At 69.2% G+C, this 26,604-nt stretch carries 24 protein-coding genes, 1 tRNA gene and 1 pseudogene; 19 read left to right on the forward strand and 7 right to left on the reverse strand.

Annotation, left to right across the window (positions count from 1 at the left end; all coding sequences use genetic code 11):
• Positions 1-48: 48 nt before the first annotated feature.
• The 5 genes from ACQ7HM_RS05290 (at position 49) to ACQ7HM_RS05310 (ending at position 4,423) form a co-directional block, all read left to right on the forward strand.
• Positions 49-1,284: an MFS transporter gene (locus tag ACQ7HM_RS05290; RefSeq protein ID WP_434215168.1), complete on the forward strand. Its 1,236-nt coding sequence runs from the start codon at positions 49-51 to the stop codon at positions 1,282-1,284.
• A gap of 1 nt (position 1,285) precedes the next feature.
• Positions 1,286-2,704, forward strand: a complete 1,419-nt coding sequence (locus ACQ7HM_RS05295; protein ID WP_434215169.1) for an FAD-dependent oxidoreductase — start codon at positions 1,286-1,288, stop codon at positions 2,702-2,704.
• Positions 2,705-2,713: 9 nt separating this feature from the next.
• Positions 2,714-3,598 (forward strand): SAM-dependent methyltransferase, encoded by an 885-nt coding sequence (locus tag ACQ7HM_RS05300; RefSeq protein WP_434215170.1) that lies wholly within the window; start codon positions 2,714-2,716, stop codon positions 3,596-3,598.
• Between the two features lie 82 nt (positions 3,599-3,680).
• Positions 3,681-4,103, forward strand: coding sequence for a ribonuclease domain-containing protein (locus ACQ7HM_RS05305; protein WP_434215171.1), 423 nt, complete (start codon positions 3,681-3,683; stop codon positions 4,101-4,103).
• Positions 4,100-4,423 carry a barstar family protein gene (locus tag ACQ7HM_RS05310; RefSeq protein ID WP_434215172.1) on the forward strand — a complete coding sequence of 108 codons (324 nt, stop codon included), beginning with the start codon at positions 4,100-4,102 and terminating at the stop codon, positions 4,421-4,423. The genes ACQ7HM_RS05305 and ACQ7HM_RS05310 overlap by 4 nt, the downstream gene beginning before the upstream one ends.
• Before the next feature lie 10 nt (positions 4,424-4,433).
• On the opposite strand, the gene ACQ7HM_RS05315 is transcribed toward ACQ7HM_RS05310, so the two are convergent.
• The 4 genes from ACQ7HM_RS05315 to ACQ7HM_RS05330 all read right to left on the reverse strand — a co-directional run bounded on the left by ACQ7HM_RS05315 (position 4,434) and on the right by ACQ7HM_RS05330 (position 8,639).
• Positions 4,434-5,945: an ATP-dependent DNA ligase gene (locus ACQ7HM_RS05315; protein ID WP_434215173.1), complete on the reverse strand. Its 1,512-nt coding sequence runs from the start codon at positions 5,943-5,945 to the stop codon at positions 4,434-4,436.
• A gap of 47 nt (positions 5,946-5,992) precedes the next feature.
• On the reverse strand, positions 5,993-7,036 hold the full coding sequence (locus tag ACQ7HM_RS05320) for a diguanylate cyclase (protein WP_434215174.1): 1,044 nt from the start codon (positions 7,034-7,036) through the stop codon (positions 5,993-5,995).
• 129 nt (positions 7,037-7,165) lie between these two features.
• Complete coding sequence (locus ACQ7HM_RS05325; RefSeq protein WP_434215175.1) at positions 7,166-7,603, reverse strand: SRPBCC family protein; 438 nt, start codon at positions 7,601-7,603, stop codon at positions 7,166-7,168.
• Positions 7,604-7,646: 43 nt separating this feature from the next.
• A complete protein-coding gene (locus ACQ7HM_RS05330; RefSeq protein WP_434215637.1) occupies positions 7,647-8,639 on the reverse strand; it encodes a TauD/TfdA dioxygenase family protein in 993 nt (330 codons plus the stop codon).
• 332 nt (positions 8,640-8,971) lie between these two features.
• Between ACQ7HM_RS05330 and ACQ7HM_RS05335 the strand changes: the two genes are divergently transcribed.
• From ACQ7HM_RS05335 to ACQ7HM_RS05350, 4 genes are read left to right on the forward strand one after another with little or no spacing between them, the layout of a single operon-like run.
• On the forward strand, positions 8,972-9,622 hold the full coding sequence (locus ACQ7HM_RS05335) for an ABC transporter permease (protein WP_434215176.1): 651 nt from the start codon (positions 8,972-8,974) through the stop codon (positions 9,620-9,622).
• Between the two features lies 1 nt (position 9,623).
• Positions 9,624-10,841: an ABC transporter ATP-binding protein gene (locus ACQ7HM_RS05340; protein WP_434215177.1), complete on the forward strand. Its 1,218-nt coding sequence runs from the start codon at positions 9,624-9,626 to the stop codon at positions 10,839-10,841.
• Positions 10,838-11,608 carry an ABC transporter permease gene (locus ACQ7HM_RS05345; RefSeq protein ID WP_434215178.1) on the forward strand — a complete coding sequence of 257 codons (771 nt, stop codon included), beginning with the start codon at positions 10,838-10,840 and terminating at the stop codon, positions 11,606-11,608. Before ACQ7HM_RS05340 ends, ACQ7HM_RS05345 begins: the two co-directional genes overlap by 4 nt.
• 8 nt (positions 11,609-11,616) lie before the next feature.
• A complete protein-coding gene (locus tag ACQ7HM_RS05350; RefSeq protein WP_434215179.1) occupies positions 11,617-12,588 on the forward strand; it encodes a glycine betaine ABC transporter substrate-binding protein in 972 nt (323 codons plus the stop codon).
• A gap of 38 nt (positions 12,589-12,626) precedes the next feature.
• Here ACQ7HM_RS05350 and ACQ7HM_RS05355 read toward each other — a convergent pair.
• A pseudogene (locus tag ACQ7HM_RS05355) lies at positions 12,627-13,202 on the reverse strand (nitroreductase/quinone reductase family protein); the annotation flags it as partial.
• Positions 13,203-13,222: 20 nt separating this feature from the next.
• On the opposite strand from ACQ7HM_RS05355, the gene ACQ7HM_RS05360 reads away from it, so the two are divergent.
• Positions 13,223-13,804: a TetR/AcrR family transcriptional regulator gene (locus tag ACQ7HM_RS05360; protein ID WP_434215180.1), complete on the forward strand. Its 582-nt coding sequence runs from the start codon at positions 13,223-13,225 to the stop codon at positions 13,802-13,804.
• Positions 13,805-13,827: 23 nt separating this feature from the next.
• Here the strand turns inward: ACQ7HM_RS05360 and ACQ7HM_RS05365 are convergent, their stop codons facing one another.
• Positions 13,828-14,568, reverse strand: coding sequence for a pirin family protein (locus tag ACQ7HM_RS05365; protein WP_434215181.1), 741 nt, complete (start codon positions 14,566-14,568; stop codon positions 13,828-13,830).
• Between the two features lie 140 nt (positions 14,569-14,708).
• Here ACQ7HM_RS05365 and fabH point away from each other — a divergent pair, with 140 nt between their 5' ends.
• Together fabH and ACQ7HM_RS05375 are read left to right on the forward strand one after the other, a co-directional pair.
• Entirely contained in the window at positions 14,709-15,749 is a 1,041-nt protein-coding gene (gene fabH, locus ACQ7HM_RS05370; RefSeq protein WP_434215182.1) for a beta-ketoacyl-ACP synthase III, read from the forward strand.
• Positions 15,750-15,776: 27 nt separating this feature from the next.
• The gene (locus ACQ7HM_RS05375) at positions 15,777-16,391 is read left to right on the forward strand and encodes a MarC family protein (RefSeq protein WP_434215183.1); all 615 of its coding nucleotides are present in this window, start codon (positions 15,777-15,779) and stop codon (positions 16,389-16,391) included.
• A gap of 69 nt (positions 16,392-16,460) precedes the next feature.
• Here the strand turns inward: ACQ7HM_RS05375 and ACQ7HM_RS05380 are convergent.
• A tRNA-Leu gene (locus ACQ7HM_RS05380) sits at positions 16,461-16,543 on the reverse strand.
• Between the two features lie 229 nt (positions 16,544-16,772).
• On the opposite strand from ACQ7HM_RS05380, the gene ACQ7HM_RS05385 reads away from it, so the two are divergent.
• From ACQ7HM_RS05385 to pknB, 7 genes are all read left to right on the forward strand, one after another.
• Complete coding sequence (locus tag ACQ7HM_RS05385) at positions 16,773-18,200, forward strand: FhaA domain-containing protein (protein ID WP_434215184.1); 1,428 nt, start codon at positions 16,773-16,775, stop codon at positions 18,198-18,200.
• A gap of 196 nt (positions 18,201-18,396) precedes the next feature.
• Entirely contained in the window at positions 18,397-18,867 is a 471-nt protein-coding gene (locus ACQ7HM_RS05390; RefSeq protein WP_434215185.1) for an FHA domain-containing protein FhaB/FipA, read from the forward strand.
• Positions 18,864-20,357, forward strand: a complete 1,494-nt coding sequence (locus ACQ7HM_RS05395) for a protein phosphatase 2C domain-containing protein (RefSeq protein WP_434215186.1) — start codon at positions 18,864-18,866, stop codon at positions 20,355-20,357. Before ACQ7HM_RS05390 ends, ACQ7HM_RS05395 begins: the two co-directional genes overlap by 4 nt.
• Positions 20,357-21,784, forward strand: coding sequence for an FtsW/RodA/SpoVE family cell cycle protein (locus tag ACQ7HM_RS05400; protein WP_434215187.1), 1,428 nt, complete (start codon positions 20,357-20,359; stop codon positions 21,782-21,784). Before ACQ7HM_RS05395 ends, ACQ7HM_RS05400 begins: the two co-directional genes overlap by 1 nt.
• Complete coding sequence (locus ACQ7HM_RS05405) at positions 21,781-23,289, forward strand: peptidoglycan D,D-transpeptidase FtsI family protein (RefSeq protein WP_434215188.1); 1,509 nt, start codon at positions 21,781-21,783, stop codon at positions 23,287-23,289. The genes ACQ7HM_RS05400 and ACQ7HM_RS05405 overlap by 4 nt, the downstream gene beginning before the upstream one ends.
• A gap of 22 nt (positions 23,290-23,311) precedes the next feature.
• On the forward strand, positions 23,312-24,694 hold the full coding sequence (locus ACQ7HM_RS05410; RefSeq protein ID WP_434215189.1) for a serine/threonine-protein kinase: 1,383 nt from the start codon (positions 23,312-23,314) through the stop codon (positions 24,692-24,694).
• A 3-nt stretch (positions 24,695-24,697) separates the two neighbouring features.
• Positions 24,698-26,602, forward strand: a complete 1,905-nt coding sequence (gene pknB / locus ACQ7HM_RS05415) for a Stk1 family PASTA domain-containing Ser/Thr kinase (protein ID WP_434215190.1) — start codon at positions 24,698-24,700, stop codon at positions 26,600-26,602.
• The last annotated feature ends 2 nt before the right edge of the window (positions 26,603-26,604 follow it).

Here is a 26,604-nt window from a genome sequence, read left to right on the forward strand (position 1 = left end):
GCGATTCATCATTGGACGCATGACGCCCTGCTGCCTAGCGTCGACCCGATGAGAAGCCGCACCTCGACCCCACCGCGCACCGAACCCGCGCTGCTGCTCCCGGCCGATCCCGAGTACCGGCGCGCCATGGTGGCGTTGTTCTCCGCGGGAGTCGGCGTCTTCCTCCTGCTGTACGTGACCCAGGGTCTGTTGCCGCAGTTGGCATCCGGGCTGCAGGTGAGCCCCGTCGTCGCCAGCCTCACCATCTCCGCGACGACCGCCGGTGTGGCGCTGGGACTCATCCCGATGAGCAGCCTGTCGGAGATCGTGGGCCGCGTGCCGGTGATGACGGGGTCGATCGTGACCGCATCCGTGATCGGTGTCGTGCTGCCGTTGTGCCCCGACGCCTGGTGGCTGATCGGCCTCCGCGGGGTGCAGGGACTCGCGCTCGCGGGTTTGCCGGCCACCGCCATGGCCTACCTCGCCGACCGGATCGATCCGCGACACATCACCGCCGCCATCGGGATCTATCTGTCCGGCAACAGCATCGGCGGTCTGGGGTCGCGGTTCGTCTCCGGCCTGGTCGCCGAGTGGGCGGGATGGCGCGTCGCGCTCGGTGTGCTCGGTGTGTTGTCGATGCTGTGCGCGGTCGTCTTCCGCACGCTGATCCCCGGGGAGGGTCCCCGACGGTCGGATCCGTTGACGCCCCGTGAACTCGTCGGCACCCTCGGCCGACACCTGCGCAATCCCCTGCTGCTGCGGATCTATCTCCTCGGCGCGTTGTTCATGGTGGTCTTCGGTGCCGTGTACACCGTCCTCGGGTTCCGGCTCGAGGCGTCACCGTTCGGGCTGAGCGAGGGCGCCGTCGGCGCGTTCTTCCTCATCTACCTCGTCGGCACGATGACCAGCCCACGGGTCGGCAAGGTCGCGGGGTCCATCGGCGTCGACCGCACCCTGATGATCGGCGCCGTCCTCGCGGCGATCGGAACGGTGGTCACGGTCGCCGATTCCCTCGCGGCGATCGCCGTCGGACTGATCATCGTGACCGCCGGGTTCTTCACCGGGCACGTGGTGGCGTCGGCGAGCGCGAGCGCGTCGGTGACGACCGCACGCGCTCAGGCCTCGGCGCTCTACCTGACCGTCTACTACGTCGCCAACAGTGTCGGCGCCACCGTCGCGACCGCCACCTTCCACGGTCACGGGTGGAACGGCGTCGTCGTCCTCTGCGTCGCCTGTACGGTCGCCGCCGGACTCGTCGCGACGACCCTTCCCCGCCACATCCGCCCCGAGACCCGAGGAGCATGAGATGAACGACGTAGACGTGGTGGTGATCGGTTGCGGCGCAGCCGGACTCGCCGCCGCCACCAGCATCCTCGAACAGCGCGGCGGTGCGCGCGTGACCGTTCTCGAACGCGCGCCCGCCGCACACCGCGGGGGCAACACGGCCTGGACGTCGGCGTTCTTCCGCACGACGGCCGACGGTGACCCGTCCGACGACTTCGCCGACCGGATGCACACCCTGAGCGAGGGGCGTACCCCCACCGAGCACATCACCGCCCTCGCCGACGGATGTCGACAGACGATCGACTGGCTCGCGGGCGGGCACGGCGTGCGGTTCATCACCGACACGACCTATTTCCTCACCTCGCGGGGTCCTCGTCTCATGCCGCAGGGCGGCGGCGCGGCGATCGTCGACGCATTGTCACGATCGGTCACCCGTCTCGGCGGTGAGATCCGCTACCGGTCGACCGTCGTGGACATGACCCGCACCGACGACGGATGGTCGGTGCACCTCGACACCCCGGCCGGCCCGGAGACGCTGCGCGCCCGGTCGGTGGTGATCGCCGCCGGCGGGTTCGAGGGTTCGGCACAGATGCGCGAACGCTTCCTGGGACCCTCCGCCGGCGAGATGCGGACCATCGCACCGGGCGGCACCCACAACGACGGCACCTGTATCGAGGTGGCGCTGCGCAACGGGGCCGCGCCGGCGGGCCAGTACGACCGATTCCACGGGGAGCCGACCGACGCCCGGTCGACCCGGCCCGAAGCCCTCGTGATGGCCTACCCCTACGGGATCGTCGTCGACGCATTCGGCCGGCGTTTCCTCGACGAGGGATCCGACACCCCGGACAACACGTTCGAGGAGGTCGCCTACCGGATCTGGCGCGACGCACACCAGAGTGCGTTCCTCGTCGCCGACGCCCGCATCCACGACATCCCCGGCATCGAGCGCACCGTGCTCAGCGACCGTCCCCCGTACAGCGCGCCGACCGTCGCGGCCCTCGCGACCCGTATCGGCGTGGAACCTGCGGAGCTCGAATGGACGGTGTCACAGTTCAACTCGGCCTGCGTTCCCGGCGTGTTCGATCCTCTCGTCCGCGACGGCGTGGGTACGCGGGGGTTGCTGCCCCCCAAGTCGAACTGGGCGCGACCCCTCGTCGAGGGCCCGTTCGTCGCGTGGCCGCTGGCGTGCGTCATCACGTTCACCTTCGGTGGTCTCGCGACCGATGCGGCGGGCCGTGTGCTCGACACCGCCGGCACGGCAGTGCCCGGCCTCTACGCGGTCGGCGAGTGCGCCGGGATCTACTACAACTCCTACCCCGGGGCGACGTCGGTGCTGCGGGCCCTCAACGGCGGCCGACTGCTCGGGCCGATCGTCGCCGACGCCCAGTCCGCGGCCGCCGTCGGCGACACCGTCCTGTCCGGGGCCTCCCGACCGGCGTAGCATTTAGCTATGCGTACGAACAAGGACACGTGGACCATCACCTCCAGCGTGGGGCGGACCGCCCTGCTCGTCGCCCTCGGGCGGGCACTCGAGACCCGACGCCCCGACGCCCTGATCAGCGACCGGTTCGCCGACGCCTTCGTCCGCGCCGCGGGTGACGACACCCTCACCCCGGAGGCCATCGAGCAACTCGTCTCGACCGACCCGTCGGTGGCCGACTCGGTGACGATGCTCCGCGACATGATGGCCGCGCGCACCCTGCGCATCGACACCACCGTCGCCGACGCGACCGCCTCGGGGTGCGCGCAGGCGGTCATCCTCGCCTCCGGCCTCGACGCGCGCGCCCACCGCCTCCCGTGGGCTCCCGGGACACCGGTGTTCGAGGTCGACCAACCGGCCGTCCTGCAGTTCAAGGACGAGGTCCTCGAGGGACTCGGCGCTCAGACCGACGCCCATCGGGTCACTGTCGCCTGCGATCTGCGTGACGACTGGCTCGGCGCGCTGCGCGACGCAGGTCTCCGCGAGGACGTACCCACGGTGTGGCTCGCCGAGGGCCTGCTCCCCTACCTGCGCGCCGAGGACCAGGAGTCCCTGCTCACCACCATCGGATCGGTCGCACCCTCGGGCAGTGTCCTGGTCCTCGACGTGCCGCGTGAGCCGTTCGAACCCGACCACGCCGACTTCGACGGCGCGGCCTTCGGCGTCACGATGGACGAACTGTTCTTCGACATCGGCGAGTTCGCCACGCAGGACTGGCTCGACGCACACGGGTGGGCGACGACCTCGGATTCCCTGGTGGCATTGCTGTCGGACTACGGTCGCCCCGCTTCGGAGAAGTCACCCTGGACCCGCATGCAGCAGTCGCTCGATCTCGTTGTGGCGCATCGCCGCTGAGAACTTCTCGCCGAGGGAGTTGTCACGCCCCGTTCACCTCGACGATCACCCTGTGTCATCGGTGTCGACCACACTGTTGTGCATGCTAACGACCTTGCCTTCGCGCACCTCCCCCCGACGCGTCACCACACGCCTGGCGACCGGACTGGCCGGCCTCGCCACCTTCGGCGCCATCGCCTTCGCCACCCCGGCGACCGCGGACGCGGCCATCTCGAACTGCTACCTGTCGAACCTGCCTGCGCAGGCATCGCAGACGGTCGACCGCATCCACTCCGGCGGTCCGTTCCCCTACCCCGCCAACGACGGGGTCGTCTTCTCCAACCGCGAGGGCGTGCTGCCGGCGCAGTCGTCGAGCTACTACCACGAGTACACGGTTCCCACCCCCGGTGCGTCGACCCGTGGTGCCCGTCGGATCGTCACCGGCGGAACGCCGCTCACCTCCCCGCCGCACTTCTACTACACCGGTGACCACTACGGCTCGTTCTGCGAGATAGTGGACGCATGACCGATGCCCCCGCCCGTCCCTCGGACCCGGTGCGGTACGAGATCGACGGCGACGCGATCTCCTCGCCCGAGGATTTCTACACCGAGATCGGGCGGGCGGTGAACGGTCCGGGCGGTTACTTCGGCGCGAACCTCGACGCCTTGGCCGATTGTCTCCGTGGGGGTTTCGGTACCCCCGACGACCGTCCGTTCGAGTTCGAGTGGCACCACAGTGACGTCGCCCGAGCACAGCTGTCGACGCAGGTGCGCGGCGACCGGTCGGTCTTCGACCACATCATCGAGGTGTTCGCCGACTGCGGCGTGCCGCTGCGACTGCGCTGACGGCGCCGGCTCACCCACCCATCCGCAGGGCGCGGACGGCGTCGATCGTGTCGGCGTCGGCCGCCTCCTTGTCGGGCCGGTACCGCAACACCCGCGCGAAACGCAGGGCGACGCCGCCCGGATAGCGCGAGCTGGTCTGCACCCCGTCGAGCTCGATCTCGACGACGACCTCAGGGTGCAGGTACACCGTGTGGGAGTCGCTGTGCGACTGATGCTTCGGGAGTTCCTCGGTCTGCCAGCGCAACAGCTCGTCGGTGAGTCCCTTGAACGTCTTGCCGACCATGACGGGCGGTCCGCCGTCGGGGTCGCGGGCACCGAGGTGCAGGTTCGACAGCCAGCCGGTCCGCCGACCGGAACCCCACTCCACCCCGATCACGACGAGATCGAGCGTGTGCTCGGGCTTCACCTTCAACCAACTCTTACCCCGACGCCCCGCGGCGTAGGTGGAACCGAGCGACTTCACCATCGCCCCCTCGTGTCCCGCGGCGATCGCGGCATCGAAGTGTGCGCGCGCCTGCGCCGCGGTGGGGCGCACCACCGCGGGGATCCGGTGTGGCCCGGCGACGGATTCCAGTGCCTCCATCCGTTTCTCGAGCGGCGCGTCGAGCAGATCCTCGCCGTCGAGATGGATGCAGTCGAAGAAGTACGGCGACAGCAGCAGATCGCCCGCGGCGGATCCGAACCGACTCATCGTCTCCTGGAACGGACGCGGACGCCCGGAGTCCTCGAGGGCGAGCGTCTCTCCGTCGAGCACGACCGATCGACACGGCAGCGCGCGCACCAGATCGACCAGTTCGGGTACGGCCGAGGTGATGTCGCGCAGTGTGCGGGTGACGATGAGGACCTCGTCCCCGTCGCGATGCACCTGGATTCGGGCACCGTCGAGTTTGTGTTCGACGACGACGTCGGGACCGAGTGCGGCGTAGGCGGACTCCATCGACTCGCCCGGCGAGGCGAGCATCGGCCGAATCGGGCGACCCACGGTGAGCGTGAACCGTGCGAGTTCCTCGGCGCCCCCGGACAACGCGGCCGCCGCGGTCACCGCGAGATCACCCGACAGCATCGCCGCACGCCGCACCGACGCCTGGTCGACGTCGAACGCCGAGGCCACGGCATCGGTCGCCACGCCCTCGAGCGCACCCTGTCGCAGCTCCCCGGTGAGCAACCGGACGAGGAAATCCTGTTCGGGAGCGGTGGCGGCACCGAAGAGCCCGGCGAGGAGATCGCGGCGGCGCGCGGTCGACCCTGCACCGGAGACGGTGGTGAGATCGGTCAGGGCGACATCGACGTCGAGCACCGAGAGTCCTGGCTGTGCGGCGGGCTCCGGGCGCGCGGCCGACACCGTGCGCCACCCGACACCGATCCGTCCCTGTCGGGGGCGACCGGTGAGCCAGGCGACCACCGGCACGACCTCGGCGGGTTCGAGGGACGCGATGAGTTCGGCGAGGAGGGCGATCTTCGCGCGGCGGCCGCTCACGGCGCCGACCGCCTCCGACGTCTCGATGACCTCGTGGAGTCGCATCACCCAGTTCTACCGGGCGGGTACGACGCGCGTCGTCGACCGTGGGGTCAGAAGCCGAGGCGGATCTGGTTGCCGCCGGACTGTTTCGCCTCGTACATCGTGTGATCGGCGCGCCGGCGCGCGTCACGCGCGGCCTCCCGCCCGGACCGCGCCGGCTGTGCCGCGACCACCCCGATGCTCATGGTGACCGACGGCGCCTCGGCCCCGCCGTCGAACACGGTGGGGATGGTCGCGGCCATCTCGCGCACCGTCTCGACCGGTCCACCCATCACGAGGGTGAACTCCTCGCCCCCGCTGCGCGCCACGAAGCCGGCCGTGCCGACGTGCTCGCTGAGTTCGTGCGCGACGCGCACCAGCACCTCGTCACCGACGTCGTGACCGTGGGCGTCGTTGACCTTCTTGAAACCGTCGATGTCGGCGACCGCGAACGCCACGGAGGTGTCGGCGCCCGAGACCCGATCGATCATCGGGATGGCCTCCTGCCACATGCCGCGCAGGTTGTGCACGCCGGTCAACGAGTCGGTCGCGGCGAGATCGGATCGGCGACGGAAGGTCGACCACGCCAGTTCCATGGTGAGCGTCGGACCGATCAGCACCAGCAGCACGATGATCGTCCGGGCCAGCGTGTAGGCGACGCCCTCTCCGCCGGCGATCGCCCACGCGGTGAACGCGATGGTGACCGTGCTCGCGAAGACGAGGTGCGCGATGAGCCACGGACGTGACAGGAAGAAGAGGAAGAAGGCCCCGGTCACCGAATAGAGCGCGCACCCGATGATCGCGTCGACCCGGGGGGTGATGGTGCAGATGACACCCAGCGTTCCCAGCTCGGCGAACAGCGCGAACACCCGGGCGCCGACACCGTCGACGAAGACGCGGGATGTCATCCAGACGACGCCCGCCACGACGGCGAGTCCGGCGAGGACCCACACCACGATGCCCACGACGTCGGTCGGGTCCTGATAGAAGCGCGTGACGACACCGACGACGCCGAAGGTCATCGCCGCGACTCCGATGGTGCGGCGCGACACCACCTCGAGACGGGGCTCGTGCAGGCGCGCGGTGGCCAGCCGGGAACGTTTCGCCGCAGCCATCTACTGCATCACACCTCATCCGCACCGGGCTCCGAGGACACACCCGGAGCATTCACGATGGGCACGATCCCACAGATGGGGCGCCGGAGGCGACCCTTCAGGCTCCGCCGGAGCGAGAAAGGACGCTGCCTACGACAGCGCCTCCAGCGCCGACGTCATCGACCGGACGGTCTCGCCGGCGATCTTCTGGAACACCAGCCACATGATGGGTTCGCCCAGCTTGGCCGCACCGTTCAGCGACACGTTGGCCCGATAGGTGATCTGCGTGCGACCGTCACCGGCGTCGGCCAACGCGAGGTCGTCGCTGCTCGTGGCGGTCTTGTTGACGCCCTCGAACCGCAGGTGGTCGGGGTCGTCACGCACCAGCGTGTAGTCGAGTTCGGTGGTGACGCCGACCAGCTTCGAGGTGTTGTGCCAGACGGTGCCCACCGCGACCGGCCCCGGCGTGGTCTGGACGTTGTCCTGGCTCCCCGGATCCCACTGCGTCGCGTTGGTGAAGTCGCGCAGGTAGGCGGCGACGGCCGCCCGGTCCTTGGCGACGGTGAAAGTGCGGGATACCTCGACCATGTCAGCTCCTCGTTCGTCTGCGGCCGATGGTACGGACGCGGTCTCAGTCGCCCGACGCGGTGATGCTGCGCTCGCTGGCGGGCACGAACCCCGACACCGGGCGCGAGGTGTCGACCACCGAGTAGGCCGACGCGTCGCCGGCGAGAGAGATCGACGGTCGGCCGTCGACACCCACCGGGATGTCGCCGGCGAGCGTCACACGGTTGACCTTGCGGTAGGCGTCGCCGAAGTCGGCCACGCCGTAGTGCTGGGTGGAGCGGTTGTCCCAGATGGCGATGTCGCCCGGTGACCAGTTCCACCGGAAGGTGTTGTCGGGCCGCTCGACCCGGGCCTGCAGCAGCCGCAGGATGTCGGCCGATTCCGAGGTCTTGAGCCCGGCGAAGCCGGAGACGAAATGGCCGAGGGTGAGCGCACGCTCACCGGTCTCGGGGTGCACACGCACCACGGGGTGCTCGGTGCGGAAGACGGTCTTGGTGAACTCCGCGCGGTACTCGGGGTCGCTCGAGTCGCCGACGGTGAGGTGCTCGGCGTAGTCGTAGTCGTTGGTGTGGACGGCGCGCAGGTTGTCGGCGAGCACCCGCAGCGGAGCGGGTAGCGCGGCGTAGGCGGCGACGGTCGACGCCCACATGGTCGCGCCGCCGTAGCTGGGCTGGACCACCGCGCGCAGCACCGACATCTTCGGGATGCGGTCGACGAAGGTGACGTCGGTGTGCCAGGAGTTGGCCGCGCCCTCCAGCGGCAGCAGATCCTCACCCCGGGAGAGGACGGTCGGGTGCGCCTTCGTGGGGGTGCCGAGCAGTCCGGCGAACTCGTACTGCGCGGCGTCGTCGATGTGGTGCTGGCCGGTGATGACCACGACCTTGTGGGTGAGCACCGCGCGCCGGATCTCCTCGACGACGCGGGGATCGAGGGCCGGGCCCAGGGTGAGGCCGTCGATCCGTGCGCCGAGGTGGTGGCCCAGCTTGGTCACCGCGATCGACGGTTGCGACCGCGCGGCGATCGGGGTGCTCGAGCGGGAGTGGGTCGGTTCCAGGATCGTGGTCACAGCTGCAGGGCCTTTCATCGGTGGATCAGACCCGGGTACCGACACCCCGACACCGGCGAATCCGACATCGGAGCACGTACGGGCACGTGGTCCTACCTGCATGTTCCGTGCGATCGGCGATGCGCGGCAAGGTTTGGCGCATACTGATCCGAACGCGCCACGGCGGGAACACGGTCGGAGTACACCCGATTCGCGACCCTTCCGCGGCAGGCGGTGGTCTCTCGTCAAGACTCGGCGAATCCGGGGCCTCCACGCACGGTCGCGCGATCTCGCATCGCCGCCGCACCCCTCCCGGGGTGGGTTGGAACGAGGATCGACTCGACGTGGACGACGTGTGGGACTACTTCACCGACCATCGACGCCAGCTCCTGTTCGACAGTTACCAGCACGTGAGTGCCGTGGTGCAGAGCGTCATCCTGGCCACCCTGATCGCGCTCGTGGTCGCCATCGCCACCTACCGCAACCCGACGGTTGCCGCGCTGGCGAACTCGGTGTCGTCGGTGATCCTCACGATCCCGTCGTTCGCGCTGTTGGGCCTGCTCATCCCGTTGTTCGGACTCGGGGTGGTCCCCAGCATCATCGCCCTGATCCTCTACTCACTGTTGCCCATCGTGCGCAACGCGATCGTCGGACTGTCGTCCATCGATCCGGCCCTGATCGACGCCGCCCGTGGCACCGGGATGTCGCGGTTGCAGATGTTGACGCGCGTCGAGATACGCCTGGCGTGGCCGGCGGTGCTGTCGGGCATGCGGGTCAGCTCGCAGATGGCGATGGGCATCCTCGCGATCGCCGCTTACGCGAAGGGGCCCGGGCTGGGCAACCTGATCTTCACCGGACTCGCGCGGGTCGGTAGCCCCACCGCCATCCCGATGGCGCTCACCGCCACCGTTCTCATCGTCGTGTTGGCTCTGCTGCTCGACGCCGTCTACCTCCTCATCGGACGACTCACGACGTCGAAGGGTCTGCGTGACTGACATGACCAGCACCGAAACCACCAGCAGCACAGCGACAGGCACGAAGGGGTCCGCGGGCGTCGACATCGTCCTCGACCACGTCAGCAAGCGCTATCCCGGGCAGAAGGCCGCCGCCGTCGACGACGTGTCGCTCACCGTGAACGCCGGCGAGATCGTCGTGTTCGTCGGCCCGTCGGGCTGCGGCAAGACCACGACGATGCGCATGATCAACCGGCTCATCGAACCGACGTCGGGGTCGATCCGGATCGGCGGTCGCGACGCACTGTCGATCCCTGCCAACGAGCTGCGGCGCTCCATCGGCTACTCGATCCAGCAGGCCGGGCTGTTCCCCCACATGACGATCGCGCAGAACATCGCGTTGGTCCCCGGACTGTTGAAGTGGGACAAGAAGCGGATCACCGCGCGCACCGAGGAGATGCTGCAGCTGGTCGGCCTCGACCCGGCGATCTACCTCCACCGGTTCCCGCGGCAGCTCTCCGGCGGACAGCAGCAGCGCGTCGGGGTGGCCCGCGCGCTGGCTGCCGACCCGCCGGTGCTCCTGATGGACGAGCCGTTCGGTGCCGTCGACCCCATCACGAGGGCGTCGTTGCAGGACGAGCTGATCCGCCTGCACGCCGAGATCGGCACCACGATCGTGTTCGTGACCCACGATTTCAGCGAGGCCGTGAAGCTCGGTGACCGCATCGCGGTCCTCGGTGAGGCGTCGTCGATCCAGCAGTACGACACCCCCGAGGCGATCCTGGCCAACCCGGCCACCGAGATGGTCGAGGGATTCGTCGGCAGCGGCGCGCTCCTCCAGCAACTCGGCCTCGTGCGGGTCCGTGACGTCGAACTCGAACAACGACCCACCGCACACGAGAACGACACGCCCACCGACTTCGCCGCTTCGATCGCCCGCACGCCCGACGACTGGGGCGTCATCCTCGACGACCGCGATCGCCCGGTGCGCTGGGTCCGCGACCACCACCTGCGGGGCGCGAGCTCGCTGCGCGACGTCGGTGTCGCGGCCGATCTCGTGTCGATGTCGTCGACGCTGCAACAGGCTCTCGAGGCGATCCTCTCCACCGGCTGCGTCTCGGCGATCGTGACCGGCAAGAACGGGCGCTACGAGGGCGTCGTCGTGATCGAGACGCTGATGGCCGCGATCCGCGACATGCGCATCCCCGACAGCAGTGACATGTCCGTCTCCGACGGGGTCGTCGCGACGGACCCGGCATGACCACCACGGTCGGCGCCGACGTCGACTCCGAACTCGGCGATGGTCGCCTGCGGCTGCTGATCCAGCCGGTACTGGTGCTCGCGGTCGCCGCGGCGGTGCTGATCTGGGCGTTCACCCGTGATCTCACGGCCACCCAGAAGGAGACCATCAACGCCTCGTACGTGTCGTCGCTGGTGTGGCAGCACCTGGTCATCAGCGTGGTCGTCGCGGCGATCGTGGTCGCGATCGCGGTGCCGCTGGGCACGCTGCTGAGCCGTCCCCGGCTGAAGAGGTTGGCGCCCATCGCCGTGGCGATCGCCAACATCGGCCAGGCGACCCCCGCCATCGGCCTGCTGGTGCTGCTGTTCCTGTGGACCGCGACCACCGGTTTCTGGATCGGCGTGATCCCGATCGCCATCTACTCGCTGCTGCCGGTGCTGGCCAACACCCTGCTGGGATATGCGAGCGTCGATCCCGCCGTCATCGACGCCGGCCGCGGTCAGGGGATGTCGAAGACCGGCATCCTCGTCCGCCTGGAGTTCCCGCTGGCGATCCCCTACATCCTCGCCGGACTGCGTACGTCTCTGGTGCTGGCGGTCGGTACCGCGACGTTGAGCTTTCTCGTCGACGCCGGCGGCCTGGGCATCCTCATCGACACCGGGTACAAGTTGCGCGACTACGTCGCGCTCGTGGTGGGCTCGGTGCTCGCCGCGTGCCTGGCGATGATGGTCGACTGGTTCGGTGCACTGGCGGAACGCTGGCTCGGACCGAAGGGGCTGCGAGTATGACGCGCCGTATGAGAAATGTTGCGCTGCTGGCACTGTCGTCGCTGCTGGTTCTGGCGACCGCCGCCTGCGGTCTGTCCTCGGGCAGCACCCCGCCGTTCACCGTGACGTCGGGTTCGATCCAGAAGGTGCCGTCACTCGACGGGGTGAAGATCACCGTGGGCTCCAAGGAGTTCACCGAGCAGGCCATCCTCGGCTACATCATCGAGTACGCGCTGATGGCCGCCGGAGCCGACGTCCGGGATCTCACGAGCATCGTCGGATCGCGCTCCACACGGGATGCGGAGATCGCGGGGCAGGTCGACATCACCTACGAGTACACCGGCACCGGCTGGATCAACTACCTCGGCAACGAGAAGCCCGTCATCGGTGAGCGCGCCCAGTTCGAGGCGGTGCGCGATCAGGACCTCAAGGAGAACAAGCTCGTCTGGACCGCGCCGGCGCCGATGAACAACACCTACGCCCTCGCGACCAGCAAAGCCGTTGCCGAGCGGACCGGGGTGAAGACGCTCAGCGACTACGCCGCACTCGTGAACCGTGACCCGAACGCGGCGCGTGTGTGCCTGGAGACCGAGTTCCGTTCGCGCCAGGACGGTTTCCCGGGGATGGCCCGTGCCTACGGCTTCCCGCCGACGAAGGTGCCGGTGTCGATCCTGCAGGGCGGCATCATCTATCAGGCGACCGCGGGCGCGACCGAATGTCCCTTCGGGGAGGTCTTCACCACCGACGGCCGCATCAAGTCCCTCGGTCTGCAGCTTCTCACCGACGACAAGCAGTTCTTCCCGAACTACAACGCGGCGATCGTCATGCGGGAGGCGTTCGCGAAGGACCACCCGGCCATCGAACAGGTGATGACGCCGGTCTCGAACAAGCTCACCACCGACGCCATCACGAACCTGAACCTCAAGGTCGACGTGGGCGGCGAGGAGGCGGCCGTCGTCGCCCGAGACTGGATGATCGCCGAGGGCTTCGTCCGACCCTGACCGGGACCGTTGTCGATCGGGTCGATGCGGACCGTGAGCAGGTCGGCTCCGAGGAGTCGGACGTTCATGGCGTTGAACGCGCGCATAGGGTTACGGCCGACGATCCTGCGTTGACGCGCGAGGGGATCGTCGTCGGGCAGCACGGTGGCGACCCCGTCGATCCAGATGTGTCGCCATCCGCGACGGACGCGTACCCGTACGCGGGGATCGGCGATCATGTTGCGCACGTAGTTCGCCCGCATGCCGTGTTCGGCGATCACCCACAGGACACCGTCCCGCAGGCCGGTACCCACAGGGGTGCGTCGATGCCGCCCGCTCACGCGCCCCGTCGTCTCGAGGATGACCAGTCCGAGCGGGTTGAGCCCGACCGACATGAGGATCCGCACACTCGGGTTGATCAGGAATCGTTGGGCGCAGCGGACCGCGAGGACCTTCCCGCCCGGCCACACCACGCCCGACACCGCGAGGGTGACGAAGACCGCCGACTGCACCGCGGCCGAGACCCATCCGCTGCCCGGGTCGATCACCCACGGGATCCACGACAGGGCCAGTGCTGCGCACACCGCGGTGGGCAATCCTCGAACGCGCTCAGGCATACATCTGTATGGGTTCATACAAATGTATGTTCCTCCGTATGCCGGAGAAGTCAACCCCCGCCGCCGCCGCGGCGATCGTCGAGGCGACGCTGCGGGTGGTGACCGAGCGCGGTCTCGACCGCGTGACCGTGCGCGAGGTCGCGGCCGAGGCGTCGGTGGCCATCGGGACCGTGCAGCACTGGTTCCGCACGAAGGACGATCTGATCGTCGCCGCGTTCACCGCCGTGGTGACCGGGATCCGCGACCGGGTCGACGCCGTGGAACTCGGCGACGACGTGCGCGGCGATCTGATCGGCGCCCTCACGCAACTGCTCCCCCTCGACGACCGGCGGCGGGACGAGGCCCGGGTACAGATCGCGTTCGCGGCCCGGGCGGCGGTCACGCCGGCCCTCGCGGAACTGCAACGCGGAGTGCTGGGGGAGGTTCGCGCATCGCTGACGCAGGCGTTCGTGCGCGCCGGTGTCGCCGACCGGCACCGCTGCGCGGATGCGGCGACCGCCGTCCTCGCGCTCGTCGACGGCCTGGCCATGCACGCGGTCAGCTCCGGTGAACTCCCCCGGTCCGTCGATCAGCTCCGCGTGGTCACCCTCGTCGTCGACGGTCTGCTCGACGATCCCTGACCACCGATCCCCGACCGCCGAACTCAGAGGTCAAAGGACGCGTGCATCTCCCAGAGGAGGATCTCCGCGTCGGTGACCGCACGCACCGTCATCGCGGGCTTGTCGACCGAGCGCACGGCATCGCCCACCTCCAGCGGGGTCGCCGACTCCCCGACCACCTCGATCTGACCGCGCGCGACGAACAGGTGCCCGAACGGTGCCGGTGGGAGCTCGATCGTCATGCCCGCCCGAGGTCGCGCGATGTGCAGGGCGACGAAGCGGTTGCCGATGGAGAGCGCGTCGGTGTCGCGATGCGCGGCCCGTCCCGACACCACCGTCACCAGCCGACCCGAGGCGAGCGCATCGGTGAAGTCCCGCTCGGCGTAGCCCGGGTCGCGCCCGTCGGCGTCGGGTGGCAGCCACATCTGCACCACGTGGGCCGCGACGTTGTCGCGCCGGGTCGACGCGTTGCGCTCGCTGTGGGTGATGCCGCGACCCGCCGACATCCGCTGCACCAGCCCCGGCGTGATGAGCCCGCAGTTCCCGTCGGAGTCGCGGTGCTCGATGCTGCCCTCGAGCACCCAGGTGACGATCTCGACGTCACGGTGCCGATGGGTGTCGAAGCCGCCGCCCGCGTCGACGATGTCCTCGTTGTGGACCATCAACACGCCGTGGGCGCCTGCCTCCAGGTCGAAGTTCCCGGTCGCCGGGAACGACTGCATCGACGTCAACCACGTGTCGTCCCATCGATGACGACCTGCGCCCGGTAACACCTCGACCGTCATCTGGCGACCTCCTGTACACAGCGTGTGCCGTGAGGGGCACCATGTCTGTATATGGTGCGCCCGTACGACCGACACCATTTCGGGCGGGGCCGACGGCCCTGCGGTGGCGAGGGCGCACCGACCGGTGAGGAGAGAAGAAGATGACTGCAGTGCTGGCGACCGCCCCCACGACCGCACACGTGCGCATGCTCGGGTTGGGCGTCTACCGCCCCCGACGTGTGGTGCCGAACTCCGAGATCGTCGACGCGATCGACTCGAGCGACGAGTGGATCCAGAGCCGCTCGGGCATCAAGACCCGCGGGTTCGCCGCCGAGGACGAGACCATCATCAGCATGAGTCTGGCCGCGTCGAAGAAGGCGATCGCCGCCGCCGGCATCGACCCGCACGAGATCGGCTGCGTCGTGCTCGCGACGTCGAGCCAGATGGTCCTGGGTCCGTCGGCGGGCGCGGTGATCGCGACCGAACTCGGCCTCGACAACTGCGCCGCGTACGACGTCTCGGCCGGCTGCGCGGGCTTCTGCTACTCGCTCGCGAGCGCCACCGGACTCGTCCGTTCGGGCGTCGCGCGCTACGCGCTGGTGATCGGCGTCGAGCGTCTCACCGATCTGCTCGACCCCACCGACCGCGGCTGCGCGTTCATCTTCGCCGACGGCGCCGGCGCGGCGATCATCGGTGTCGCCGACGCCGAGGGCATCGGCCCGGTGTCGTGGGGATCCGACGGCAGCCAGACCGCAGCGATCAAGCAGGACAAGGACTTCCAGACCTATTTCCGCGAGGTCGCCGAGGCCGAGAAGGTCGGCGGCACCAGCGAACGTCCCTACATCCGCATGCAGGGGTCGGCGGTGTTCCGCTGGGCCATCACCTTCCTCGAGAAGGCCTGCCGCGACGCCCTCGACAACGCCGGGGTCTCCGTCGACGACATCGACGTGTTCGTGCCGCACCAGGCCAACAGCCGGATCACCGAGGCACTGGTCAAGGTCCTCGGCTTCGGCGAGAAGACCGTCGTGGCCAACGACATCCGGCAGACCGGCAACACCAGCGCCGCGTCGATCCCGATGGCGATGGAGGAGGTGCTGCGCTCGGGCGCGGCGCAGCCCGGTCAGACGGCGTTGCTGATGGGCTTCGGTGCCGGCCTCGCCTACGCCGGCCAGGTCGTGACGCTGCCGCCGATCGCCGACTGACCCCACCGACGCAGGGATCTCCCTTCCGTGGGGTTCGACGTCACCGAGTACACGACGGTCCTCATCACGTTGATCGTGATCATGGACCCGCCCGGGCAGATCCCGATCTTCCTGTCCCTCGTCGGCCATCAGACGCCGGCGCAACGGCACCGCGCGGCGTGGCAGGCGCCGGCGGTGAGCCTGCTGGTGATCAGCACGTTCGCCCTCGGCGGCAAGTTCATCCTCGCTTACCTCCACATCGGGGTCCCCGCGCTGCAGGGCGCGGGCGGACTCCTGTTGCTGTTGGTGGCGTTGCAGTTGCTCAACGGCGGCGGCGCCTCGCGGCCGGTGGCCTCCGACGGCGTGAACGTCGCACTCGTCCCGTTGGGCACGCCGCTGCTGGCCGGCCCCGGCGCGATCGCCGCGGTCATCGTCGCGGTCAGTCAGGCCCCTCGCGAGGGGTCGGTGTACCTCGCGATCGCCGCGGCCATCGTCACCGTGCACGTGGTCATCGCGGTCGTGTTGCGCTTCTCCACCGTGCTCATCCGCGTCCTCGGTGTCGGCGGTGTCACCCTGTTGGCCAAGATCGCCGGTCTGTTGCTCGCCGCCATCGCGGTGCAGCTCATCGCCAACTCGGTGATGGGCTTCATCGACGCGCGGTGAAACCGCCGTCGACCGGGGCACGAGAACGAACAAGGCCCCCGCCGGAGCGGGGGCCCTGTCGTGTGTGGGTGGGCGAAGGGGGACTTGAACCCCCACGTCCCGAAGGACACTGGCACCTGAAGCCAGCGCGTCTGCCATTCCGCCACTCGCCCGTGGCTCGTCCGACATGCAAGCAAACGGACTGAAAGAAGATAGCACGCAGGGAGGTAGCGGATTAAATCGCTGCTCGGGGCATGCTTTCGTCCGATCGGAGGACAGCGCGAGCTGTGACGGACGGGACGGATGGGGACTCGATGGCACGATTGCCCAGGAGAATCGCTATCATCAAACGGCGTACGGGGCACGGCGACACGCTGATACGAGCGAAGGGAGGCCCCCGGCATGGGAATTCTGCAGAGGATCGAACGCAAGCTCGAGGGCGTCGTCGACGACGGCTTCGCCCGCGTCTTCGGTGGCAAGGTGGCCCCCCAGGAGGTCGAGGGCGCCCTGCAGCGCGAGGCCGAGGACTCCCTCGAGAGCCTCGGTGACGGCGGCAAGCTCGCCCCCAACAGCTACACGGTGGTGGTCAGCTCGACCGACCACGAGCAGATGGCCGCCGAATACGAGCTGAACCGCAAGACCTTCTCCAAGCATCTCGAGCATTTCATCCGCGACAACGGCTGGCAGACCTACGGTGATGTCATCGTCGAGTTCGAACACTCGCCGTCACTGCACACCGGACAGTTCCGGGCACGCGGTGCGATCGACCCCGACGCCGTCCCCAAGCCGGTGGGATCGCGGGAGGCCAACCCGGCCCCGCCCGCACCGCCGCGCCCACCCGCAGGTCAACCCCTATCCGCCGCAGGCCGCCCACCGAACGCGATCGCAGAACCAGGAGCATTCCCGATGACCCAGAACTCAGGACACGACCCGCGCCGGGGCTACGACCAGGGGGACCGGGAGCCGGGTCGCGATCGTCCCGCCCCCGACCAGGGCGGATACGCACAGCCCGGGTACGGCACCGGCGGCTACGACCAGCAGGGCTACGACGACCGCGGCTACGCGCAGCCCGGACAGGGCTACGACCAGGGTGGCTACGGCCCCGGCGACCGCGCGGGATACGCGCCCGCCGATCAGGGTGGGTACCCGCCCGCCGCCGACTACGGCGATCCGCGCCACCCCGAGGCCGGCGCGCCGGCGTACGACCGTGGCCCCGGCTACGACCAGGGCGCCTACCGCACCGGCGGCGGCTACCAGCAGGGCGGCTACGGACAGGCCGGTGGTTACGACCAGGCCGGCTACGACCAGGGACCCGCGGGCAACGATCGCGGCTACCAGCAGGCCGACGCCGGCTACTACGCCGACGCCGACTACCGCGACGCCGGATATCAGCAGGGCGGCTACGACCAGGGCGGCTACGCGCCCCGCGGCGGCGGTGCCTACCAGGGTGGATACGACCAGGGCGCCTACGACCAGGGCAGCTACCAGCCCGCGGGCTACGAGCAGGGCTACGGCGCGGCGACCGCCGCTCCGGCGTACGCCCCCACCGGCGTCACGCTGTGCCTCGAGGACGGCAGCAACCGCACCTTCTCGCTGCGCGACGGTTCGAATGTCATCGGCCGCGGACAGGACGCACAGTTCCGCCTTCCCGACACCGGCGTCTCGCGTCGCCACGTCGAGATCCGCTGGGACGGCCAGGTCGCGCTGCTGCACGACCTGAACTCCACCAACGGCACCACCGTGAACGATGTCGCGGTCAGCAGCTGGGAACTCGCCGACGGCGACCACATCCGGGTCGGGCATTCCGACATCACCGTCCGCTTCCAGTGACGGCGGCGCCCTAGGCGCTGGTCGGGCGCATCGCCGACGGCAAGCGATGCCAACCTGACACATACAGATACCGATTCACTCGCACCCTGCCCATAGGATGTGAGTCCATGGTCGGTGCGCGGCCGATGTCGCAGGTCGAGACATCGCGACCGACCGACAAGTGTCCCCACGACGTCGCATCCGGAGGTGAACCGCTGTGCAGGGCATCGTGCTGCAACTGACCCGCATCGGGTTCCTCCTGCTGCTGTGGTTCTTCGTGTGGGCCGTTCTGCGCACGCTGCGCCACGACGTCTACGCCGCGACCGGTCAACGACCCGTCCCGCGCTACGAGCGCAAGGGCCGCCGCTCCGGTGGCGGCGCCGCCCGGCCGAAGGGTGCGGCGCGCTACCTCGTGGTCACCCACGGCGCGCTGGCGAACACGCGCATCACCCTGGGCACCCAACCGGTGCTCATCGGTCGTGCCGCCGACTCGACGCTGGTGCTCACCGACGACTACGCCTCCGAACGGCACGCGCGGATCTCGCGTCGCGGCGACGACTGGTACGTCGAGGACCTCGGCTCGACCAACGGCACCTATCTCGACCGCGGCAAGGTGACGACGGCGGTGAAGGTCCCCCTCGCCACGCCAGTGCGTATCGGCAAGACCGTGATCGAGTTGCGCCCGTGACACTGGTGCTGCGCTACATCGCGCGGAGTGATCGCGGGCTGGTCCGTTCGAACAACGAGGACTCGGTCTACGCGGGCGCGCGCCTGCTCGCCCTCGCCGACGGCATGGGCGGCCACGCGGCCGGCGAGGTCGCGAGCCAGCTCGTGATCGAGGCGCTGCAACCCCTCGACGACGACGAGCCCGGCGGAGATCTGCTCGGCAAGCTCGACGACGCCATCCGCAGCGGCAACGCCGCCATCGCCGATCAGGTCGCTCAGTCGCCCGAACTCGACGGGATGGGCACCACGCTCACCGCGATCCTGTTCGCCGGCAACCGGCTCGCCCTGTGCCACATCGGCGACTCCCGCGGCTACCTCCTCCGCGACGGGGATCTGAACCAGATCACCCGCGACGACACCTTCGTGCAGACGCTGGTCGAAGAGGGCCGGATCACCGCCGAGCAGGCCCACACCCATCCCCAGCGTTCGCTCATCATGCGGGCGCTCACCGGCACCGAGGTCGAGCCGACGCTGACCATCCGCGAGGCACGGGCCGGCGACCGCTACCTGCTCTGCTCCGACGGACTCTCCGACGTCGTCACCGAGGAGACCATCGCCGACACCCTGCGGTCGGTCGCCGACCACCGTGACTGCGCCGACCGCCTCATCGAGCTCGCGCTGCGCGGCGGCGGGCCCGACAACGTGACCGTGGTGGTGGCCGACGTCGCCGACGTCGACTACGGCGACCATCGTCCGATCCGCGCCGGTGCCGCGGGCGACGACGACGAGGACTACACCCCCGACCCGACGACCGCGGCCGGTCGTGCGGCGGCGCTGCGTCCCCCGCGCGAGGCGCCGGCCCGTCCGACCGTCGAGCCCGAGCCGGTCGCGACCCGACGCCCCCGTCGACGCTGGTTGTTCGCCGCGGCCGCGATCACCCTGATCGTGCTCGTGATCGCCGGCGGGTTCGTCGCCCGATCGGTGATCCGTTCGAACTACTACGTGGGCGAGAGCGACGGCAACGTGGTGCTGTACCGCGGCATGCAGGGTTCGGTGCTGGGGTTCTCGCTCAACTCGGTCAGCCTGTCGGCCTGCGTGAGCGACCTGACGGCGGAGACACCGACCATCACCTTCACCGACGCCGGCGACGCCGCCTCGTGCACACGCCTGCCGGTGACCGACCTGTCGCAGCCGAGCCAGAACACCGTGCGCGCGAGCAAGCCGAGCGTGCCGCTCGACGAGGCGAAGCAGAACGTGTCGTTGCTGTCGTTGCTGCCGCTGTGCGGCACCTCGACCTTCGGTGGCGGCACCGGTTCGGGCACACCACCGACCACCACCGGTGCCCCGAGCACCACGGCACCCGCCTCGAGCATCCCGCCGCCCGCGACACCCACCGGCTCCCCCGCCCCGGCGCCGGGCGCCCCGGTGAGCTCCGCCCCTCCGACCACCACGATCGACACGAGCAGTGATCGCTTCGACGACAGTGGCCGCAAGGTCTGTCGGGGGCACTGATGTCAGCCGAAGCCGTCACCCAGACCCCGACCTCGGGGCCGATCCGCCGACCCACCGGGCGCAACACCGAGCTGATGCTGCTCGGTGCGGCCACGGTCGTGGTCTTCGCCGCGATGATCAACGTCGAGGCCGCCCAGGAGCAGCAGCTCACCACCGACCTGCTGAAGTACGCGGGTGCGTTCATCGGCCTGTTCGGCTTCGCACACCTGGTGATCCGCCGCTACGCGCCGTACGCCGACCCGCTGATCCTGCCGCTGGTGGCCGTCATCAACGGGCTGGGTCTGGTGCTGATCCACCGCCTCGACCTCGGGTCGGGCCGCAACGGCGAGACCGCCGAGGCCACCGAGGTGACCAACAACGCCGACCAACAGGTGCTGTGGGCCGCGCTCGGGGTGGTCGCGTTCGCCGCGATCCTCATCTTCGTCCGTGACCACCGCACGCTGTCGCGCTACAGCTACATCCTCGGCCTCGGCGGCCTGATCTTCCTCGCGATCCCGGTGATCCTCCCGGCGTCGCTGTCGGAGATCAACGGCTCCAAGAACTGGATCCGCACACCGCTGTTCAACATCCAGCCCGGCGAGTTCTCGAAGATCCTCATCATCATCTTCACGGCGTCGCTGCTGGTGTCCAAGCGCGACCTGTTCACCACCGCGGGCAAGCACTTCCTGGGCATGGACCTGCCGCGGGCCCGCGACATGGGACCGCTGCTGGCGGCGTGGATCGTGACCATCGGGATCTTCGCGCTCGCCAACGACCTCGGCGGACCGCTGCTGATCTTCTCGACCATCCTCGCGCTGCTCTACGTCGCGACCGAACGCGCCGGATGGGTGTTCATCGGCGTCGCGCTGTTCGCCGTCGGGGCGGTCCTCGCCTACGAGCTGTTCCCGCACCTCCAGGTGCGCGTCCAGGTGTGGCAGGACCCGTTCAGCGACTTCTACGGCACCGGATACCAGGTCGGGCAGGGGCTCTTCGGGCTCGCGACCGGTGGACTGTTCGGCACCGGTCTCGGTTCGGGCCGGCCCAACATCGTGCCCTTCGCCAACACCGACTTCATCATCGCGACCATCGGTGAGGAACTGGGTCTCGTCGGACTGGCCGGCATCCTCGGGCTCTACCTGATCCTCGTCGTCCGCGGGCTGCGCACCGGCATCACCGTGCGGGACAGCTTCGGCAAACTGCTCGCCACCGGGCTCTCGTTCTCGATGGCCGTGCAGCTGTTCGTCGTCGTCGGCGGCGTCACCAAACTCATCCCGCTGACCGGACTCACCACGCCGTTCATGTCCTACGGCGGATCGTCGCTGTTGGCCAACTACGTGTTGGTGGCGCTGCTGATCCGGGTGTCGAACGCCGCGCGCGAACCCGACACCACGAAGAAGAAGCAGACCCCGGTGGCACTCGCACAGACCCAGGTGGTGAAGCGCGCGTGAACATCCCGATCCGACGCGTCGTCTTCGCCGTCATGGTGATGGTCGTCGCCCTGCTGGCCAATGCCACCTACATCCAGGTGTTCAAGGCCGACAACCTCAAAGCCGATCCCCGCAACCAGCGGGTGCTGCTCGACGAGTACTCGCGCCAGCGCGGGCAGATCACCGCCGGCCAGGAGGTCATCGCGCAGTCGGTGCCCACCAGCGACCGGCTGAAGTACCTGCGCGTGTACCCGGGCAAGTACGCCGCGGCGTTCGCGCCGGTCACCGGTTTCTACTCGTTCCAGTACGGCAGCGCCGGCATCGAGCAGAGCTACGACTCGCTGCTCAACGGCAACGACGACCGGCTGTTCGGTCAGCGGTTCCTCGACATGTTCTCCGGACGCGACCCGCGCGGCGGCAACGTGGTCACCACGGTGATCCCGCGGCTGCAGAAGGTGGCCTACGACGCGATGAACGCCGGCTGCTCCGGCGGATGTCGTGGATCGGTCGTCGCGATCGCGCCCAGCACCGGCGCCATCCTCGCGATGGTCTCGACACCCTCGTACGACCCGAACAAGCTCACGAGTCACGACGCGACCGTCCGCGAGACCAGCTGGGACGCCTGGAATCCCGAGAACCCCAGCGAGACGGCGCAGCCCATGCTCAACCGGGCCATCAACCAGACCTACCCCCCGGGGTCGACCTTCAAGGTCGTCACCACCGCCGCGGCGCTCGCGCAGGGCGTGAACCCCGACAACACCCGGCTCACCGCGAACAGCTCGATCACCCTGCCGAACACCGAGACGTCGCTGACCAACTACGCCGGCGAGACCTGCCCCGGATCGAGTGGGGGACAGGTGACGTTGCGTCAGGCGTTCCAGTACTCGTGCAACACCGCGTTCGTGCAGCTGGCCACCGAGCGCCTGTCGAACCCGATCGCCTCGGTGAAGTCGACCGCGAACCGCTTCGGTCTCGACGCCGACACCCCGGATGTGCCGATGTCGGTGTCGGATTCGACCACCGGCCCCATCGACGACCTCGCCGCCCTCGGGCAGAGCGCCATCGGGCAGCGCGACGTGCGCATGACCCCGCTCGAGAACGCGATGATCGCCGCGACGGTGGCCAACGGCGGCGTGCGGATGCAGCCCTACCTGGTGGACAAACTGCAGGGTCCCGATCTCAAGACGCTCTACACCACCGCGCCGACCTCGATCAACGAGCCCATCTCGGCGCAGACGGCGGCGACGCTGACGAGCCTCATGGTCGACTCCGAGCGGAACACCACCGGATCGGGTGGCCCGGTCACCATCGCCTCGAAGACCGGCACCGCCGAGCACTCGGCGACGTCGGAGGCCGCCGACACCCCCTATGCCTGGTACATCGCCTTCGGGCCGTCGAGCAACGCCCAGATCGCCGTCGCGGTCATCGTCGAGAACGGTGATCGCGGTGTGCAGTCGACCGGTGGTTCGTCGGCCGCACCCATCGGTCGAGCCGTGATCAACGCGATGGTGGGTGGCGCGCAATGAGTCTCTATGACAGGGGGACCCGATGAGTCTGCAGAGTGGAACCACCATCGCCGACCGCTACCGGCTGATGCGGTTGATCGCCACCGGTGGCATGGGTCAGGTGTGGGAGGGTCTCGACACCCGTCTCGACCGTCGGGTCGCGGTGAAGGTGCTCAAGTCGGAGTTCTCCGACGACGCGGAGTTCCTGCGCCGCTTTCGAATCGAGGCACAGACCACCGCGCGTCTGCACAACCCGGGCATCGCGAGCATCTTCGACTACGGCGAGACCCCGGACCGTTCCGGCGGTCCGGCACTGGCGTATCTGGTGATGGAGCTCGTCAACGGCGAGCCGCTCAACGCCGTCCTCGCCAGGATGGGTCGGCTGTCGCTGACCAACACCCTCGACATGCTCGAGCAGACCGGCCGGGCGCTCAATGCCGCACACCTCGCGGGGCTCGTCCACCGCGACGTGAAGCCCGGCAACATCCTCATCACCCCGACCGGTCAGGTGAAGATCACCGACTTCGGTATCGCGAAGGCCGTCGACGCCGCGCCGGTCACCCAGACCGGCATGGTGATGGGCACCGCGCAGTACATCTCGCCCGAGCAGGCTCTCGGCGAGGACGCGACGTCGTCGTCGGATGTCTACTCGCTGGGAGTGGTGGGTTACGAGGCGATCTCGGGCCGGCGGCCGTTCCTCGGCGACGGTGCGATCACCGTCGCGATGAAGCACATCCGCGAGACCGCTCCCCCGCTGCCGAGCGACCTGCCAGGCGGCATCCGGGAACTGATCGCCATCACCATGGCGAAGGATCCGCAGCAGCGCTACGCCAACGGCGGCGAGTTCGCCGACGCGGTCGCGGCCGTGCGCGCCGGACGACGTCCTCCGCCGCCGCGCGCCGGCGCCGTGGTGGCCGCACCGCCCCCGCACACCCGGGAGATGTCGGCACCGATCCCGCGTCCCGCCGGTCCGCCGCCCCCGACCGCGACCTCGCGTCGCCCCATCCCCGCGGCACCGGCCCCCGACACCGGGAGCTGGACGGGCGGCCAGAAGGCGTTGGCCGCGGTCGCGGTGTTGCTGCTGCTCGCCGCGCTGGGACTCGTCGGGTACTGGCTGGCGACGAACGACAGCGGCAGCGGCACCACGCCCGCGCCGTCGTCCTCCTCGGTGGTGACCACCACCGAGGAGACGACCCCGGAGCCGACGACCACCACCGACGAGACCACCACGACCACGACGACCACCACCACGACGACCACGCCGGAGACGACCACCACGACCCCGGAGACGACGACCACGACGACCGCCCCGGGTGGGTTGCTGCCCGATCTCGGCTCGCTGATCCCCGGTCTGGGCCAGAACTACCATGGCGGTCAGACCCCGGACGGGCTCGATCGCAACGCGCCCACCGACGCGGAGAGGTGACAGATGTCGACTCCTCGCCACCTGTCCGACCGCTACGAACTCGGTGAGACGCTGGGTTTCGGCGGCATGTCCGAGGTGCACGGCGCACGCGATCTGCGTCTGCACCGGGACGTGGCGATCAAGGTGCTCCGAGCCGACCTCGCGCGCGACCCGAGTTTCTATCTGCGGTTCCGTCGGGAGGCGCAGAACGCCGCCGCGCTGAACCATCCGACGATCGTGTCGGTGTTCGACACCGGTGAGGCCGACACCCCCGAGGGTCCCATCCCCTACATCGTGATGGAGTACGTCGACGGCGAGACGCTGCGCGACGTGCTGCGGGCCCAGGGCCATGTGTCACCCCGCCAGGCCATGACCTGGATGGCCGATGTCGCTGCGGCACTGGATTTCTCGCATCAGAACGGCATCGTGCACCGCGACATGAAGCCGGCGAACGTGATGATCGACAAGTCCGGCGCGGTGAAGGTGATGGACTTCGGCATCGCGCGTGCGATGTCGGACGCCAGCAGCGCGATGACCCAGACGTCGGCGGTCATCGGCACCGCGCAGTACCTCTCCCCCGAGCAGGCCCGCGGCGAGAGCGTCGACGCACGCAGCGACGTCTACTCCATGGGGTGCGTGCTGTTTGAGCTCCTCACCGGTGAGCCGCCGTTCACCGGCGACTCACCCGTCGCCGTCGCCTATCAGCACGTGCGCGAGGACCCGCCGGTCCCGTCGAGCATCCGCCGGGAGATCCCCCCGCAGCTCGACTCGGTGATCCTCAAGGCTATGAGCAAGAACCCCGCCAACCGGTACCAGTCGGCGGGCGAGATGCGCTCGGACCTCATGAAGGTGCTCGCCGGCGGGCGACCCAGCGCGCCGATGCTGCTCTCCGACGAGGACAAGACCGGTGTCATCGAGCAGGTGCCGCGTGCGCGGTCGACCCGGGTGGGTCCCACGTCGCACCGGCGTCCCGAGCCCGAGGACGACGATCGTCGCCGCAGTGCGATGCCGAAGATCCTCGCGATCGGTGCCGCCGTGGTCGCGGCGATCGTGCTCGTCGCGCTCCTGCTCACCCGCCCCTGGGCCGACTCGTCCGCCGATCAGGTCGCGATCCCGGCCGTCACGTCCATGTCGGCCGCCGAGGCGCGGTCGACGCTGGAGGGGCTCGGGTTCCGCGTGAACCAGCTGCAGGAGTCCAGCAACGACGTCGCATCGGGCAGCCCGACCCGCACCGCCCCCTCGGAGGGCGTCCGGGCCGACAAGAACTCGCAGATCACGCTCTACATCTCGACCGGACCGGTGCGTCAGGACCTTCCCGATCTCACCGGCAAGACCTACGACGAGGCCGCCAAGGCGCTGCGCGACCTCGGGTTCACCGACGTCCGCCAGGGCAACGTGGCCTCGACGAACCAGCTCCGCGGCAAGGTCGCCGGGTTGTCGCCGGCGGTCGGTACCTCGCAGGCCGTCAACACCCTCGTCACCGTGCAGATCGGCACCGGACCGCGTCGGGTCGCGGTCCCGACGCTCACCGGCCAGACCTCCGACCAGGCGTCGGAGACCCTCGATCAGGCCAAGTTGAAGGCGCAGATCGTGCAGGCCGATTCCGATCAGCCCGCCGGGACCGTGCTCTCCAGCAGTCCCGCCTCGGGTACGCAGGTCGACGAGGGCAGCACCGTGACGGTGACCGTCTCGCGCGGCAATCAGTTCCGAATGCCCGACCTGACCGGCAAGACGGTGCAGCAGGCCATCGACACCCTGACCGCCGCCGGCTGGCGTGACACGACGCTCAACCAGACGCCGCGCAACGTCGGCCTGGGCTCACCGGATGCCGGTCGCGTGATCTCCCAGCAGCCGGCCGCGAACTCGTTGATCAACACCAACGGCGCGATCAACGTCGTCGTCGGTCAGGCGAGCCTGCTACCCGGCTGACC

This window comes from Williamsia sp. MIQD14, assembly GCF_051025635.1.
Lineage (GTDB): Bacteria > Actinomycetota > Actinomycetes > Mycobacteriales > Mycobacteriaceae > Williamsia_A.